16 protein-coding genes are annotated in these 14,800 nt (G+C 59.4%); 10 read left to right on the forward strand and 6 right to left on the reverse strand.

Annotated elements, in window-relative coordinates:
- The 4 genes from AOZ53_RS19920 (at position 1) to AOZ53_RS19935 (ending at position 2,872) form a co-directional block, all read left to right on the forward strand.
- The gene (locus AOZ53_RS19920) at positions 1–531 is read left to right on the forward strand and encodes a hypothetical protein (RefSeq protein ID WP_054473457.1); all 531 of its coding nucleotides are present in this window, start codon (positions 1–3) and stop codon (positions 529–531) included.
- A 10-nt stretch (positions 532–541) separates the two neighbouring features.
- A complete protein-coding gene (locus tag AOZ53_RS19925) occupies positions 542–1,117 on the forward strand; it encodes a hypothetical protein (RefSeq protein WP_131726788.1) in 576 nt (191 codons plus the stop codon).
- Positions 1,118–1,379: 262 nt separating this feature from the next.
- A complete protein-coding gene (locus AOZ53_RS19930) occupies positions 1,380–1,616 on the forward strand; it encodes a helix-turn-helix domain-containing protein (protein WP_054489040.1) in 237 nt (78 codons plus the stop codon).
- A gap of 26 nt (positions 1,617–1,642) precedes the next feature.
- Positions 1,643–2,872 (forward strand): site-specific integrase, encoded by a 1,230-nt coding sequence (locus AOZ53_RS19935; protein ID WP_082385704.1) that lies wholly within the window; start codon positions 1,643–1,645, stop codon positions 2,870–2,872.
- Positions 2,873–5,691: 2,819 nt separating this feature from the next.
- On the opposite strand, the gene AOZ53_RS34310 is transcribed toward AOZ53_RS19935, so the two are convergent.
- Positions 5,692–6,405: a hypothetical protein gene (locus AOZ53_RS34310; protein WP_156333449.1), complete on the reverse strand. Its 714-nt coding sequence runs from the start codon at positions 6,403–6,405 to the stop codon at positions 5,692–5,694.
- A gap of 96 nt (positions 6,406–6,501) precedes the next feature.
- Here AOZ53_RS34310 and AOZ53_RS19945 point away from each other — a divergent pair, with 96 nt between their 5' ends.
- Together AOZ53_RS19945 and AOZ53_RS33600 are read left to right on the forward strand one after the other, a co-directional pair.
- Positions 6,502–7,170, forward strand: a complete 669-nt coding sequence (locus tag AOZ53_RS19945; RefSeq protein WP_131726786.1) for a hypothetical protein — start codon at positions 6,502–6,504, stop codon at positions 7,168–7,170.
- 35 nt (positions 7,171–7,205) lie between these two features.
- On the forward strand, positions 7,206–9,005 hold the full coding sequence (locus AOZ53_RS33600) for a DNA topoisomerase (RefSeq protein WP_082385706.1): 1,800 nt from the start codon (positions 7,206–7,208) through the stop codon (positions 9,003–9,005).
- On the opposite strand, the gene AOZ53_RS34315 is transcribed toward AOZ53_RS33600, so the two are convergent.
- The 4 genes from AOZ53_RS34315 to AOZ53_RS33610 form a co-directional block, all read right to left on the reverse strand.
- On the reverse strand, positions 9,002–9,439 hold the full coding sequence (locus AOZ53_RS34315) for a hypothetical protein (protein WP_131726785.1): 438 nt from the start codon (positions 9,437–9,439) through the stop codon (positions 9,002–9,004). The two genes, AOZ53_RS33600 and AOZ53_RS34315, sit on opposite strands and share 4 nt — an antisense overlap.
- 109 nt (positions 9,440–9,548) lie before the next feature.
- Positions 9,549–9,956, reverse strand: a complete 408-nt coding sequence (locus tag AOZ53_RS34320) for a hypothetical protein (protein ID WP_109421662.1) — start codon at positions 9,954–9,956, stop codon at positions 9,549–9,551.
- Between the two features lie 92 nt (positions 9,957–10,048).
- Positions 10,049–10,885, reverse strand: coding sequence for a hypothetical protein (locus AOZ53_RS19955; protein WP_131726784.1), 837 nt, complete (start codon positions 10,883–10,885; stop codon positions 10,049–10,051).
- Position 10,886: 1 nt separating this feature from the next.
- On the reverse strand, positions 10,887–11,222 hold the full coding sequence (locus AOZ53_RS33610) for a hypothetical protein (RefSeq protein ID WP_054473451.1): 336 nt from the start codon (positions 11,220–11,222) through the stop codon (positions 10,887–10,889).
- Positions 11,223–11,605: 383 nt separating this feature from the next.
- Between AOZ53_RS33610 and AOZ53_RS35065 the strand changes: the two genes are divergently transcribed.
- The 4 genes from AOZ53_RS35065 (at position 11,606) to AOZ53_RS19975 (ending at position 13,469) form a co-directional block, all read left to right on the forward strand.
- Entirely contained in the window at positions 11,606–12,250 is a 645-nt protein-coding gene (locus AOZ53_RS35065) for a hypothetical protein (RefSeq protein WP_054473450.1), read from the forward strand.
- A gap of 40 nt (positions 12,251–12,290) precedes the next feature.
- Positions 12,291–12,473 (forward strand): hypothetical protein, encoded by a 183-nt coding sequence (locus AOZ53_RS19965; RefSeq protein ID WP_054473449.1) that lies wholly within the window; start codon positions 12,291–12,293, stop codon positions 12,471–12,473.
- A 91-nt stretch (positions 12,474–12,564) separates the two neighbouring features.
- Positions 12,565–13,041: a hypothetical protein gene (locus AOZ53_RS19970; protein WP_054473448.1), complete on the forward strand. Its 477-nt coding sequence runs from the start codon at positions 12,565–12,567 to the stop codon at positions 13,039–13,041.
- Positions 13,042–13,073: 32 nt separating this feature from the next.
- The gene (locus tag AOZ53_RS19975; RefSeq protein WP_054473447.1) at positions 13,074–13,469 is read left to right on the forward strand and encodes a hypothetical protein; all 396 of its coding nucleotides are present in this window, start codon (positions 13,074–13,076) and stop codon (positions 13,467–13,469) included.
- A gap of 285 nt (positions 13,470–13,754) precedes the next feature.
- On the opposite strand, the gene AOZ53_RS19980 is transcribed toward AOZ53_RS19975, so the two are convergent.
- Positions 13,755–14,795: a type IV pilus twitching motility protein PilT gene (locus AOZ53_RS19980; RefSeq protein WP_054473446.1), complete on the reverse strand. Its 1,041-nt coding sequence runs from the start codon at positions 14,793–14,795 to the stop codon at positions 13,755–13,757.
- Positions 14,796–14,800: the final 5 nt, after the last annotated feature.

The following is a 14,800-nucleotide window of genomic DNA, read 5'->3' on the forward strand; positions in this document are numbered from 1 at the left end:
ATGATGCAAAGCAAGACTTGGCGATGGCTCTGCACCGGCGTCTTTTGTCTCATTACTTATTCTGGCGGCGCCGAGACGTTGGCGCTGGTTCAGTCGCGGGCGAGTGCGCAGCGCGCGGCGACTGATGCGTTGCAAGCATGGACAGACCAGTACAAGGCTCTGCAGCCCGTAGAGGCGGCTTGGGAAATCGCATATCCGATGCAGACGCCCAAGGACCTGCACGCGGTGCTGCAGCTTCTGGGAACGGAGGGGTTGGGCTTGGATGTGCCGGCGCAATTGTTCTCGACCACCGGCACCATCAATCCAGTCGAGTATGAGGGTCAGAAGCTGGGCATTTATAGCTTGTGTGTGCAGAACGGGGGAGGAAACTCAGGGCTGACTGCCACTGCGATCGATTACCCAACGCTTTTCATGGCGCTTGAATCGCTGGCGGTCCGCAAGGACTTGAGCTTTACGCAGGTCAACATTCAGAACGGCGCCGTGCCCAGTATGACGTTGGCCAACACTTGTCTTCTACTCAAGCCCAATTGAAGGCGTCACCATGAAGCGAACTGCTATATCCCCACGAAACGCAGCTGCGATGCTTGGCGTGTTGTGTTGCCTTGGCGCCTATCAGGCGGATCAACTTCTGCGTACGGCTGCCGCTACGAGCATGACCGTGTCAGGGGGAACTCCCGCCGCGCGCCCTGCCCAGCTCGACAGCTTGCAGCAGCTGTACCCCCTTCTTGCAACACCCCAGATCCAGGAGCAGGCGCAAGCTGATGGCACAGGAGACACCCCGCCGGTTCCGCAAACACTGGACCAGCTGTTTGGCCGAGCTGCGCGCGCCGCCAAAGCCGACGGGAAGCCCAAGGCGCAAGAGCCGGTCGACTATTTTGCAGCGCTGAACCAGTCGAAGGCCAAAAACGTGCGGCTTGACGGCCTGGCACCAGGTGTCGGCGCAGTGATAAATGGGATCTTCATCGCCGTCGGAGATCCAATCCCGAGCTTAGAGTATCCCGCAGATGCGGAGCAGAAAAAAATGGTGGTGCCGCGCTTGACGACTGTCGCACCGGCCGGCATCACGATCCGAGAGCCGAATGGTAGCCGCAGCATCGTGGTCACTATTGCGCAGTAGTCTCAGCATGACGTCTTGAGCAGTTTGCAGTGGGCCCGCACATCGCGGGCCCTTCTTTTTGTCCCCTCCGTCCTGCAGTGCAAATGCTCGCGAGGCCGGCATCGTGGACACGCGCCTCTCTGCGCGCTTGCAGCGCCTTTAAGTGACAAATCACATTATTCATAGTTTATAGGTCTTGGCTTAACGCTCTGTGCTGCTAATTAGCGGATGAAGTGCGTGCGCAAGACACACAAAATGGGAGCTTTTTCACGGCATCAGCCCATTGACCAACCACAACGCGGCACTCGGAAAGGCATTACGGCGACTTAGAGAGGAGCGAAACCTTACGATCGAAACCCTTGCCTACCAGGCCGGGCTAGACCGTAACGGCATTTCGCTGATCGAGGTCGGCCGTCGTTCGCCGACTTTTAACACTATCGCTGCGCTCTTGCGGACCATGAATGTGGGCATTGTGGAACTTGCCCACCTGATTGAGGATGAGTTGAACCAGTCGGAATAGCGTGACCGCGCGAGAAAGGATTTCGCGTGCTTGAAGCACAAACTGAATTCAAGGCCGACTTCGTCGGACCGCCGGCACTTCCCCGCCCCAACTCTCGCCCTACTCTGGCGCGCGTGATCGACGTCTACCGAGTACGTGTAAGCATCCTAAAAAAGGGGTTTGCTCAGGAGGCCTTTCGTCTCCAACAACTGCAGCGTTCGGATCTCGGTGCCTTGGTGCTGAACGAGGTTACGAGCGTGGACATCGCCACCTACCGGGATGCTCGCCTGGCACAGCTCAACCCCAAGACGCTAACGCTGATTTCGCCAGCCACCGTTCGTTTAGAGCTTTCGCTTCTGTCGAACATCTTCGAGGTGGCCCGGATCGAATGGGGGTTTTGCTCGGGGACGAATCCTTGCCGCGATGTGCGCAAGCCAAAGGTCCCGCCAGGCCGCGTGCGACGGCTCACGCCTCGAGAGGACCGACAGATTCAGCGATATGCCTATTCCAGTGCAAACGCGGAGCTGTTCTCGATCATCGTGCTCGCGCTTGAGACCAGCATGCGTCAGGGGGAGATCCTCAATCTTGAGTGGCAACATGTCAACCTACGCAGCCGGATCGTGCACTTGCCGGAAACCAAGAACGGTAGCCCTCGCGATGTGCCTCTGACGACTGATGCGGTAGAGGCGTTTGCCCGTCTTGGCGTAAAGCAGTCGGGGCGTGTGTTTCACTATACGCCCGCGGGTATAAAGTCGACGTGGCGCTACATGCTACGCCGGTTGGGGATTGAGGATCTGCATTTCCACGATCTACGACATGAGGCAATATCCAGGTTGTTTGAGCGCGGCACGCTCGACATGCTGGAAATCGCCGCAATTTCTGGCCACAAGTCATTGAGCATGTTGAAGCGTTATACCCATCTGCGCGCTACCCGCTTGGTACGGAAGCTCGATGGCCAGCGCAATCGCTCCAAGCAGGCCGTCCTAAATTTGCTGCTCCCATATCCCGCTCTCGTGGAGTTCCGAGGGATCTCCGAAGTGTCGGTCTCGTTCCCCGACTTTTGCCCGCCACTATCGGTGTCCGGCCAAAGCCGGCTTCACGCGCTGCAGCTGGCGCAGAGTGCATTGCTTCGAACGCTATGCACGCTAATGCGTGATGGGGTGCGCGTTCCAGAGCCGGATCAGTATTTGCAGCACGTCGACCGGAGTTCGCTGGTAATGGTAGATCCCCTGGTGCCGGTGATGGAGGACACTGCGCTAGTGAAGGAAGTCTACTGATACTTTTTTTAGCGTAGATCGCAGCGCAAGCGCGGAACATGCGTCGATCAGGTGGAATGTTGGGTAAGCGGCACCAGCAAGGCCGAGCGCGGGGTATGCGCGGCAACCGCGCCGGCGCCAGCCGCGAGCCGTCGCACGTCGACCTGGCGGGAGGCGCCAAGCGCTGTCCAGCGCCGCTGCGGGAGATCCTGGATCTGATGTCCGTGGCGTTACGACACCGCGCCGAGCGCGGCGCATGCTGGCAGGCGCCCCAGCGTCGGCCTCGAACGAACGCATGTCGGCTTGCGCAGAAGCGCTGTTCGCACCGGCCAGCCTGACCTCGCCGCGGCCTCAGCCTTGCAGCTGATTTGGATTCTGGCCATCAGGCCAGGCGCATCCCGCGCACGTCTGCGAGACCGGGTGGTTCAGGCCCGGCAGTGTCAGGCGTAAGCTGTTCCCGTTCCGCAGTTGGCTTGCTGCGAGATCCGGGGGGAACGACTATCATCGGCTCAACCCACGACTTTCGGAAATTAAATGAGTGACACGACCATTGCACCGTGCCATAAATGCGGTGAACACGAGATTGGGCGCGGTAAGCTAGTGAGCGATTTGCATCCGGGCATCGCTTTCATCCTTTGCGAAAAGTGTAACCATCGTGGGCCGGCATTGACCCCTCCGCGCAACATGTCCCAACAACGCAGATGCAGGCTGCTTCAGGAAGTGATTGACGCCTGGAATGCCGAGCAGGCGGCCTTGGCATCGGCCGCCAAATTGGCGCCCACTGGCGTGCCAGTTTCACGAGGATCTGCAAGCTAAGGGCAATGGTTGGGCCATGATCGCTCGCACGAAGGCTGGGCCGGCAGCCGCGCGGACGCCGGCGGGTGCCATTTGTGGCTACTGGTGCTTCATCGCCTTTGCTATCAGCCTTAAATAGTTCGGTGATGCCGCCCGCGCGCCGCCTGGTCGACTACGCTGGCCCGAGACCTGGCCGACAGCGCCAGGCGGCGGTCAGCGTCGCTGGCCAAGATCCTGCGGCTGAGGTCCGCGGTGGCCACCGCGGCCAGGCCGCGCGCCGCGTGTGCCCGCGGCCGCGCCGGCGCCGGCCTCGTTCTGGTGCGCGTCGACTTGGCCGCCAGCGCCAGACGCATGCCAGCGAAGCTGGCCGATTCGCTTCGATTCAAGAGGCACGCGAGCTGCACGACCTCCTGGTGCGTGACTTCAATGACTCCGACACTGATAGCATTAGCGATGCTACTTGGCATGCATACTGCTGCGCGGTAGAACCAAACGAAGCAAATCAAGTTGGCGGTGGTCGCCCCTGTGTGCTGCTTGCCAATCCGGTGTCTGGAGAAAAGTCAGCCTTGCGGTGACTGGTAAGGATTCGCAGGCTGGCCCAGTCTCCTCCGTATTGCTCGACTTTGGGCCAAATCCTGGTGACGGGTTACGCTATTTCTGCAAAGACTATCAGGAGGTGCTTGAAGCGACGGGCATAGTGATGTTCAACATTCAAACCGCTGGAATTTCAGAGCAATCTCGTGTGTCTCAACTCGCCGCGTTAGTTGCAATCGACGGACGCGTGCTGGCGTCAAACTACGACATTGCTCAGTCGGACAATGGGGGCTTTAGCGTATCGTCCTCCGCCTCCGACACTCTCTCGGCTGGAAGCCATCAATTACGGATTTGTGCTGCCGCCCGTGCGGTCAGCGGATGGACCGCAAGCTATTCCGTGAGCGTCATTCGATAGCTGCAGCAGGCGCGGCACCACCTTGCCAATCCGGTGTCTGGCTAAGCAGCCTGCCGTTCAAAGGACGCTACTTCTGCCAGGAAGTAGCCACGGGGAGCGCTGACGGCAGCAATCATGGCCTCGGCCCCTTGTTTCTCACTGCCAATCGAAACGGCTACTCCAACTCAGGCCTCTACCTCTACGTGGACGGGAGCCTGATTAGCCGTTCGGCGAATTCCGGTAACGACAGCCCCGGAGGCACAATCGACTCTGCCTCTATCGTCGTGCCGGTTGGTTCGCACTGGTCCGTCCGCTCAAATTCGAAGCCGGAGTATGACAATCGCTTCACTGTATGCCTTCTGACGTAGGGCAGTTCCGATTGATGCTGGCAGCGATAGAACCGCGCCTTGCCAATCCGGTATTTGGACTAGATATGTGCGCGCATCGGGCGACACGATGACCGGACGTCTTCAGATACAGCAGAACGATTGGTCTCTTGTTGCCCTGAATGCCAGCGGAGCCGGCAACGCAGTTGGCCAATCAAGCGCCGGCAGCATCAACATCAACGACGCCTATATCCGATCCGTAGGACTCTGGCTTTCGCAGATTAACTTCAATGGGTACCAGGGACCGCAAGGACCACAGGGGCCGCAAGGACCGCAAGGACCGCAAGGACCAGGCTACCCAAACGTGGGCCCCCACGGGCCCGTGGTATCTGTTCAGCGCGTCCGTTGCGGCACTATTCAACTGGTCTACGCGGACGGCACTACAGAATACATTGACATCGCCGCATGTTCCGATTGAAGAATGAGGCTGCTGTCAGTCAAAACAAGTAGCTTGGCATGAGACCCCCGTCCCTGCTGAAACAGATGGGTCGCCCTGAGCCCTGAGGAAATAGGTGAGGCCCGACTGAAACACATAGCAGCCCCCCGCCTGTTCTTTCCACGCGTACCAGGAATAGTTCAGGGCACAATATTTGCGATTGCCCATGCTTACAGTAGTCCCGGTTCCCGACGAATCGGCGGAATACCAAGTTTTGACGGGCGTGGGGGCTTGTGGGCGCCAAATACCGGATTGGCAAGGCGATGAGACGCTCCACGCCGTCAGGCAGGTCCTTTCAGGGTCGTTCGCAAACGAATGTCACGTATGAGGATGGATCCGGTTGTCGATCCCACCCATACCCATTGAACCGTGCGTGATAGCCCTCCGGGCAGCTACACGCACCTGTGCTTGGATTAGGCGTGCAGTGCTGCGCGGAAGGATCTGACTGAGCCGCGACGAGGACGTACCCCCCTCCATATGCCACCACGCTGTTGGCACGCCAACGACTGGATTGGCAAGAAAGTAGCAGTCCCGTCGTTGTCACTGCGACTAGGCCATTCGGGGTGCACGATGTGCCTTCCGTCGCAACGTTCTTGATCAGCACATTTCCCGCGGAAATCGTGCCGGAATAGTCGCTAGACTGCTCGATCCACTTGGACCCATCCCACATGTAAGGTTTGGCGGTGGACATGACCATTCGTACATCGCCAGTTGCATTGCCGGCCGGTGGAAGATTGGCGACCGCCGCCACAGGATCCTTCCAATAGCCGGTTGTCGCTTGGACCACCACCGTTGGCGGTTGCGTGGCTGCCGCGCGGTTTGCCTTAACGGCTGCCGCAGTGGGATTCACCACCATGTTCACTGGGTTGCCGTTTGCGTCGAGGAGTGTCACGTTGCCGTTGTCCTGCGCGGCATTTGCAGGCACCTGATGCCACCAGACTTCGGCGGCGCTAGCTGGCGTGTTGAGGCCAGCCAAGGCGACCATCAGAGCAAAAGCGAGGTTTTTCATTTGCATACCTAGCATGAAATATTGCAATATTCATTATATGTGTTCCAAATCATAGTGCATAAAATGTATAGATTGGTCAAAAGCTTGGGGTTGTGCATGGTGGCGCTTTCGTGGCGCGCTAGTGTCGCTGCGTCGGGTGTGGAGCTTGCCGCTGCACGCGAGCAGATGCAGGTCTACTCCCCTGCCCTGGTCGCCCTCTACGATCGAAGCCGTGACGTGCTGCCTGCGCTGCAACAGTACGTGCTACAGCAAGGATTCAACGAGGCGCATGAGCAGCTGGGTGTGCTTGTCCATGAATTGATCCACATCGAATCAGCGAGAAGGGGCGCCTTCTGGATCGACGGGCAAGGCTATGAGGGGTATCAACCGACCAGTTGGCCGCCATTGGCGGGCCGCGACTTGCCCCTATCTGATGTTGAGAAGGCGCAGCTGGGGCTGATCTATGAGAACTACCTTTTGAGAAACCCGGAGACGACACTCCGAAATGTGGTCGACGAGTTGAACGCGTACTCGCAAACGGCGGGGTTTATTTGTCGGCACTTTGCCGGAGGAGCGGACAAGCAAGCGCGTCCGTTGCTTGGTCACTTGGCCCTGGCAAATGCGTTCCTTGCGGCGTACACGCCTGGTGAGAGGGGAGAGACATGCGGGGACGGCCCAACGGAGGGCGTTCTAGCTCTCATTGTGAAGAACAGCTACAAGGCATTGAGTGCATGCGGGGTCTACGCAATACCGAGCCAAGGTGCCATTCGTAGCTGCCTGGAATAACTTGTTCGTCGTCCCGCCTCCCCGGATTTTCACCGGTGAAAATTGACACCATGCCGCAAGCACAATCCCCTCTCATCATCGTCGACTCGGTTGCAATTGCCGACCGAGTGCGTCAAGTCCTGGGCGCCGATTTCGAAGTGTGCGCGACTGGTGGTCAGATATGTGACCTGCCTGCTGACGAGATGGGAATTGATTCAGATACTGCAACCCCTCGCTTTCGTCTTACCGAGAGCGGTCGCAGTGCCCTGAGGCGAATTCGGCCGCTGATGCCGGAAAGCAAGACTGTGTACCTTGCTACAGAATCATCTAGCGCTGGTGAATGCCTTGCAATGCATCTTGTTTCCCGCCTGCGCCTGAAGCACTTCCGACGGATCCATTTGGTCAGCCTCGAGCCAACCACATTGCGAGCGATTCTGGGCGTCAGCATGCCGTTGAATTATTGCCTGGCCCAATCCTACCAAGCGCGTCGAGCGATAGACCGGCTTATCGGGTTCACAGTGAGTCGGCCTCTCGCGGCCAAGCTCGGACGGAAGGGTATATCCACCGGACGCCTGCAGGCGGCGATACTCGCGCTGCTACTCGCACGAGAGCGGGCTCGCACCGGTCGACATTCTGGCCAGGCTACTGTCGAATTGCAGTTTCCAGGTTTTGTCGCCAGCTGCCGAATTGTTGATCGAATCGAGGATCCACCGCGCGAGATCGAAAGGTTGAGAAGCGGCTCTCTTGAAGTGGTGCGAAGCTCCTCGCGCTTGATTGCGCGAATGCCTCCTCCTCCACTCACGATCTCATCAGTGTTGGTGCTCGCGTGCCGATTCTGGGGCTACAGACCCGAGGAGGTCTTAGCAGGCCTGGATGCGTTGTTTCTCGCCGGCGAGATCACTCAGCCATCAACCTACATCTGTTCTTTTGACGAAGACGCGCTTGCGTCGATCAAAGCGGTGGCGAGCCGGCTCGACTTGCCCCTACCGGACTCGGGTCACAGTTTCCCTGCGCCTCAGGTCGTGGAGGCCGGTATTGAAGGATTACGTCCGACAAGTATCGACATGGAGGGCGCTGGCAAGACCGAGGTGGAGCAACGACTGTATTCCTTGATCTGGGCGCGCGCGGTCCTGTCCCAATTGGCCCCGGCCGCCTATTCGATGCAAGAGCTGAGCTTGGTTGACGCCAGCGGGCGCCGGTACTTGGCCACGGCACATCAATTAGTGAGTCCAGGGTTTCTAGCGTCAGCCGACATACTGGGTGTGGGTGAGGTCGACGACTCCCCGGCGCATTTCGGGGAAAGCCCAACTCTTCCTGTCCATCCAAAAGGGGCGTACCTTACCCCGACCGGAGTTAGTTACGTTGCGTCGGATAGTGGCCTTCCACCAGGGCTGTATACGGCGGCCGATTTGGCCGCTGAGCTGGAAGAACTTGAGGTTGGTCGTGCGGACGCCGCATACAACGTCATGCAGTTGATGAGCGCACGCGGCTACATTGAGGATGTTCGAGGCACGGTCATGCCGACCGACCAGGGCCGCGCAATCTACGGCCAGTTGCGTGGCCCATTCTCGTTTGCAACTATCCCCTACTTGCGGAAGATCGAGGCGGCCCTGCAAGGCATCGCGCAAGGGCGCCGGCAACTTGTCGATGTCATCGAGGATTTTCGCTCCACCCTTCATAGAGAGCTTGAAGGGTTTGAGACCGGCAGCGCCACGCCGTTGGGAGAAACACAAGAACAGCGCCCTTGCCCGAAATGCGGCCGTCGCATGGATCTGGCCAATGGGCCCCACGGCTCCTTTTGGGCGTGCAGCGGCTTCACTTCTCTGCCACCGTGTGAATACACGTCATCGCGCTAGCTGGATCTCGTGTTGTTTAAGGTGGCCACAATCCGCTCTAGCTTGCTCACAGTGCCTTGGAGCAGCTTGCGATCTGCATCCATCTGGTCTTGCCGCCGCTTGAGATCGGCCATCTCGTGCTGCAGCGCTGCGACTTGGGCGGCGACGTCTTGTTGGACACCCTCTCCACCCGCTGACGGGGATTTTGCTTTGTAGGCGCGGACCTCCTCATGAACCGTGGTCGCAGAGGGGCGCCGTTGCGGTGCAAACTGCCTGAGTAGCTGAAGGTATGTGCTTGCGCCATACACCGAGCCGGTGACCTGGTGAACGAGTTTAATGAACTGCTGCAGGTATTCACGGTTATTCCCTGGAGTCGGTGCATCAATTTGCGCCAGGCCGGCCGTGATCCGTTGTTCAAGGTCTTGAGGAAGGGGAAGTATTGAAGGTCTTGCCATGCTCGGCCTGGATGAAGTCTGTGATTTGCAAGTGTGACTGGCCCATTGCCAGGCCCGGCTCGTTCAGCGGCATCGCGACGCCGGAGCTGGGCAACAAGAGTCGCAGCGCTCAATTTGCTGGAGTTTGAACTTGCCTGAACAAGGCGCGCGCCGCCTGCACGAACTCGAGGGGGGTCTCATGATATGGGTTAGGCCAGGTGCGCCACCACTCGATAACGCGAGTAGCCTCCTCGTCCGTTGCTGCCTCCACCACCATCTGCATTTCGGCGACGATCGGCCCTCGACGAGGGTCGTCCTGGTTTAGTGGATCGTCGGGGCACAGAGTTTCGTAGATTTCGACGAGCCTCGCTGGAAGCTTGCGCCGGCGCCGGCCTTGCGCGAGCTTAACCGCGTGTTGGCTAGAAAAGGAACGCAGGCACCATTTCTCACACAGTTCGTAAGCCGGATCTTCAGGTTTGCCGCCAACGCTCCAGCTACCATCCGGGAATCGGACTACAGTCCACAATTGTTCTTTCATGTCGATTGCCTCATGAACTTGCAAGGTGGTGACGTTAACACCAGTTTGTTTTAGAGCGCCGGAGTGGCACCTGCAGCCGGATGCCCGGTTGGCTATGAGTCAGTAACCGCGGCGATCGCGGCCTCGCCAGCGACCGCGATCAAGCCGTATGCGGTGGCGAAATCATTCAGGCTGTTGTGATTCTCATTGCTACCGTCAGCATGATCTTCGATGCGAACGTCGCTGCACAGATGCCGGCGGCGAACATGCACCCAGTCACCCAGTACGAACTCCCCGCCGTGGTCGGGCCCAAGGGCATCCAGTGCGAGCAAAGCGCGGTGCACGGCCTGGGCCTGAGCCTCCGTGAGGATTCGCTTGGCCCGGACTTCGGCCTGGCGCCGGGCGCGGAAGACGCCGGCAGCGGCGATTACGTCAACCCGCGCAGGCTCAGTGCCGGGCCTATCCTCGATGATGCCATCGGCGATCTGACCATCATCGAGATCACGCAGAAGCTCGTCGGCGCTCAGGTTGAAGTTGGCGCTGATCGCTTCATCGACAATGGCCTGGATGTTCATGGCCTGCGCTTCGTCGGCGGCGATAAACGCGGCTTGCTCGCGTTCCAGGTCGGCCACGTCGGAAAGAACCAGTTGCACGGCGTCCCGGTCGGTGGGGTCGGTCGCGGCCGCCACAGTATCGCGCCACTGCGGGCGCTTCGTGCGCAGGATGCGCAGCACGGCGGCGCGGTATTCGTCCGATTCCATGTCGGACGGGTCGCGAGCTTCGTCCAGCCATTCCGGCCACATTTCGGCGCAGGTCTCCACGATTCGGCCCTGGGCGTTCCGCGCCCAGACCATCCAATCGTCAATCGCAATGACGGCCGGTGCCGGGCTGGTGACGCATTCCGGGGAACGGGTTGCGGTCGACACCGTAGCTGCAGCTTTGTCCTTCATGTCATACCCCCTTGGAGAGCGAAGTGAACAGGCCGGCGCCGTGGTTGCGACCGCCACACTTGCATTCGCACGTACCGTTGTGCTTCCCGTTGGTGCACTTGGCGTTGCATTCATGGCGGGATGGGAACGCCTTGTACTCGATCTTGCGAGTGACCGGAAGCGGCTCGCCCGTACCAGAAATGGGATATGCGACAAGCATCATGAACCCGTCGTAGCGCAGGCCTTTCACGCCCGGGAATCTCGCAGCAAATTCGGCGTTGGGTAGTCCGTGTACTCCTCTGCCCCGCAGTTCGACGGTCTGGCCGTCGATGTCGCTGAAATATTTGATGTTCGCCATACAGGGCTCTCCCGCCATGCACGCCCGGGATTGGGGCGCTTGTTATCGTTATTTTAATCGTCATTTAAATAACTCGCAACCGCTAAACATTGCCCGACGTCAATCCGGACACATCGAGGCAACCCACCCTCCCAAGCCCCTTGGCGAGCGCGGCCCTGCCACCAGCCGGCTTCGCTCCTGGTCTACCTGCTCGACAGCATGTTCCGCGCATCCTGCCAGAGGTCTGGATGTATTTGCGCGTAGCCAGGCGCGAGGAGTGAGCCATAAAACAACAATTATTTGACCGTTATAAAAATAACGATTAAAGTAACGTTCATGCGCTGTTGAATCAACCGCAGAAGGCCTCAAGAACTGAGGCCAATCAACCCTTACGGAGATGGACAATGACCCAGACCAGCGACCCTAAAGAATGGGAAGAGGAAGTTACTCAGCTTATCGAGCAGTTCGGCGTCGAGCGGCCGGCAGCGCAAGCCGTGGTTCGCGCCAACGAGATGGCTCTCAACGCTTTGTGGCGCGATTCCGCGGCGCCGGCGACCGCAGCCGTCACCGTGTACCTCAAGCCTGCCGAGGCGCTGGCCAGTCTCCAGCTGCAGGCGAAATCGCGTGAGTTCGCGCTTGCCGACGATGCCGCCTACTTTGGGCAGCGGTATTTGGCTGACATCAGCGACGGCATTTGTCTACGTCAGCTCGTAGAGCGCGCGGTAATCCGCCGCGCCGTTCTGGATCTCCTCGCGATGCGGTGCGAAGACGGCCCAGCATATGCAATCAGCGTTTTCGACGGGGAAGAAACGGTTGTGGCGGACTCTCGGGACCCCGCCACCATCATGGCCGCGATCATGTCGACCGACGTCGATGCTTTGGTAGTTCGCCGCTTGCGCGAAGGCTTCAAGCCAGCCTACGCCGGTGAGATGGCCCTGGTCTATGGCAATGACGGATGGGACGTGATTGCCGATTACAGCACCGTTCTCGACGTCGACCTGGCCACCGCAAACGCACTGGCCGAGGCCTTCGGCGACCTTCTTGCTTAGGGCTACGCCCCGAAATCTTGGATCGAGTACAGGAATGACCATGAAGCAAAAGCAATGGGCCGTCCACGTTGAAGGCCTTGGCTACATCGGCAAAGTCACGGAATCGAATGAGGAGCTGGCTCGGGCTGCGGCGCTGTCCAGTTATGGCGAAGTGGGTGATCGCCGGGGGAACGGAACGTGGGCGATTTTCGAGGACGATGAGTTCAGCGTCTCGCCCGCCTAACAGTGCCGGTGCATGCCTCGCGTGCGGGGCATGGGCAGGCACTGTTACCTGGCTATTCAACAGCCTCTCATCGGAGGCAAAGGTAGACCCTATGGAAATGACTTTCAACGCGTACATGGCCAAGCTGCGCGCGCTGCTGGTGGTGGCCACGCCTGGCGCCGTGCTCAAGATTGGGAGTGGGTTGGGGGCCACGCTGATTCAGGGCAACCCGGTGTGGTTCGATCTGGATGATCGCATCGAGGACCATTCTGACTTCGATGAAAGCGCTTGGAACGACTCCAGCGGCAGTATGGACGGCCAGACGCCGACCGAGACATGGGGCGCGCTCGCAAGCCCTGAATTCGTCGCTACACGAGGAGCAGGCCAGGCTTGCGATGGGTTGCTCCGCGTGGGCAAGTCTGCGGCCGCACAACAGCCCTTCACCGTATGTCACATCACCTCGGGTGCAATCACCGTGGATCACAGGCATGCCACGGACGCTGACTCAGCGCTCGCGCAGGCACTGGCTGATGGGCTGACCGATCCAGTGGTGTTTGCCGGCCATATCGCCGCTGTCGCATCCAACTAACGAATGACGGTCGTCGAGACCAGGAGATCATCATGCAAGCTAAACAGCAGATGGCCGCAACGTTGCCGCAGGCCGATTCTCTTCTCAGCACAGCTCAGGCCAAGGCCGTCTGCAGCGCAATAGAGGCCCTGGACAAAGTCGGCGTCAGCGCAGGCAGTTTGGTGCTGCCGGCTACGCCCCACCGCTGCCGCACTACTGTTTTTTGGAACTATGAAGGGGTCGGTGTCACCGTCGCCGGCGGCCTAAGCGAATGTCACGAGGATAGTGCCGCTTTCGCCACCGCCTATGGCGTGGACCGGGAACCGGACCAGTTGTTTGAGCTGGCTCGACGACTGGCCTATCCCACCGGCGGTGAGCGCCTCATCCTTGACGATTACAGGAACATAGCCCGGCAAATTGTCGAGCCGGATGGCGTGCGCCCGGCATGAAGCAGATGCCCAAAACTTGTCTGCACATTTTGATCCAGGGCCGGTTCACGGTCTTCGGTCCACAGGTTTGAGGATTCAAACATGCCTCTCTCATATCGCGCTAAGGCCATCATCCTCGGCAAGAATGGTTATAGGACAGTGCTAAATGCGCTGTTCCCTACTCGGCAGGAGGCGGACGACCAAGCGCTGGCCTGGATCGGTGCGCACCTCCGATGCACGACAGTGGTCGGTCCAAGCTATAAGGTCGGCCCGCAGTAAGGGCACGACGCGCCACTCTTCTCGTGGCTATCCATGCCTTCCTCGTAGGATGCGATCTGCATCCTGACGATCCACAGCTCCAACCCGCAAGAGATCTTCAATCGACTGCTTCAGCGTCATCATGCCCGCTGACCCTCCGGTTTGGATTGCGGATGGCAATTGAGCCAGGTCGCCCGTGCGTATTAGATTGCGAACTGCCGGTGTGCTGGTTAGCGTCTCGAAGGCGGCAACGCGTTCGCGGCCGTCGGCGGTCTTGACCAGTGCTTGGGCGATGAATAGGCGCAAGCTGTCAGCGAGCATGGACCTCGCTAGATCCTTCTCGCCAGGCGGAAAGGCGTCGATCAGCCGTTGCACCGCGCTTGGCGTATTGCGTGCGTGGAGGGTCGCCAAGACCAATAATCCGGTGTCGGCCGCCGTCATCGCAGCACGCAGGGACCGTGCGTCGCGCAATTCCCCAATCATGAGCACGTTGGCGTCCTCGCGCAGGGCATCCATGAGAGCATCTTCGAACGTCAAAACGTCTCGGGGAACCTCCTTCTGCGTCACCAGGGAGAGGATTGACTTATGGGGATACTCAATCGGGTCTTCTGCCGTCACGATTCGGCGCCGGAACGTTCGATTGATGTAGTCGATCGCGCCAGCGAGCGTTGACGACTTCCCCGATCCGGTAGGTCCGGACACGATGATCAGGCCGCTTTGGTCGGCCAGCGAATTCTCGATGACCGCGGGCGCCTGTATGCTGCCGAGGCTGCGGATTACCGTCGGTAGCAGCCTGCAGGCTGCTGCCCACCCCTCTGCGTGCTTAAACAGCCGCAGGCGGATCCTGGGCCCCGTAGGCAGATCAATTGCCGCATCATACCTACCGGCGCGCTCAAAGCGTGCCTTGGCCTGTTCGGACAGCAGTGTCGAGAACAAATCTGCCAGGTGCTCGTCCTTGGGCCGGGCAAAGCCTTCCTCAAATACGAGATCTCCATTCGCTCGACGGAACGCGACGTGCTGTCCCGAACTGACATGCAGGTCCGACGCACGGGCGGCTGCAGCTTCGTTAAGAAGATCGGTGAAGTACATGATTT

The organism is Achromobacter sp. 2789STDY5608621, assembly GCF_001299375.1.
GTDB classification, from domain to species: Bacteria; Pseudomonadota; Gammaproteobacteria; order Burkholderiales; family Burkholderiaceae_B; genus Achromobacter; species Achromobacter insuavis.

Bases quoted from the DNA above. Each gene is read 5' to 3' on its own strand.
- AOZ53_RS19920 (WP_054473457.1), top strand. From the start codon at position 1: ATGATGCAAAGCAAGACTTGGCGATGGCTCTGCACCGGCGTCTTTTGT.
- AOZ53_RS19925 (WP_131726788.1), top strand. From the start codon at position 542: ATGAAGCGAACTGCTATATCCCCACGAAACGCAGCTGCGATGCTTGGC.
- AOZ53_RS34310 (WP_156333449.1), bottom strand. From the start codon at position 6,405: ATGAAAAACCTCGCTTTTGCTCTGATGGTCGCCTTGGCTGGCCTCAAC.
- AOZ53_RS19945 (WP_131726786.1), top strand. From the start codon at position 6,502: ATGGTGGCGCTTTCGTGGCGCGCTAGTGTCGCTGCGTCGGGTGTGGAG.
- AOZ53_RS34315 (WP_131726785.1), bottom strand. From the start codon at position 9,439: ATGGCAAGACCTTCAATACTTCCCCTTCCTCAAGACCTTGAACAACGG.
- AOZ53_RS34320 (WP_109421662.1), bottom strand. From the start codon at position 9,956: ATGAAAGAACAATTGTGGACTGTAGTCCGATTCCCGGATGGTAGCTGG.
- AOZ53_RS19955 (WP_131726784.1), bottom strand. From the start codon at position 10,885: ATGAAGGACAAAGCTGCAGCTACGGTGTCGACCGCAACCCGTTCCCCG.
- AOZ53_RS33610 (WP_054473451.1), bottom strand. From the start codon at position 11,222: ATGGCGAACATCAAATATTTCAGCGACATCGACGGCCAGACCGTCGAA.
- AOZ53_RS35065 (WP_054473450.1), top strand. From the start codon at position 11,606: ATGACCCAGACCAGCGACCCTAAAGAATGGGAAGAGGAAGTTACTCAG.
- AOZ53_RS19965 (WP_054473449.1), top strand. From the start codon at position 12,291: ATGAAGCAAAAGCAATGGGCCGTCCACGTTGAAGGCCTTGGCTACATC.
- AOZ53_RS19970 (WP_054473448.1), top strand. From the start codon at position 12,565: ATGGAAATGACTTTCAACGCGTACATGGCCAAGCTGCGCGCGCTGCTG.
- AOZ53_RS19975 (WP_054473447.1), top strand. From the start codon at position 13,074: ATGCAAGCTAAACAGCAGATGGCCGCAACGTTGCCGCAGGCCGATTCT.
- AOZ53_RS19980 (WP_054473446.1), bottom strand. From the start codon at position 14,795: ATGTACTTCACCGATCTTCTTAACGAAGCTGCAGCCGCCCGTGCGTCG.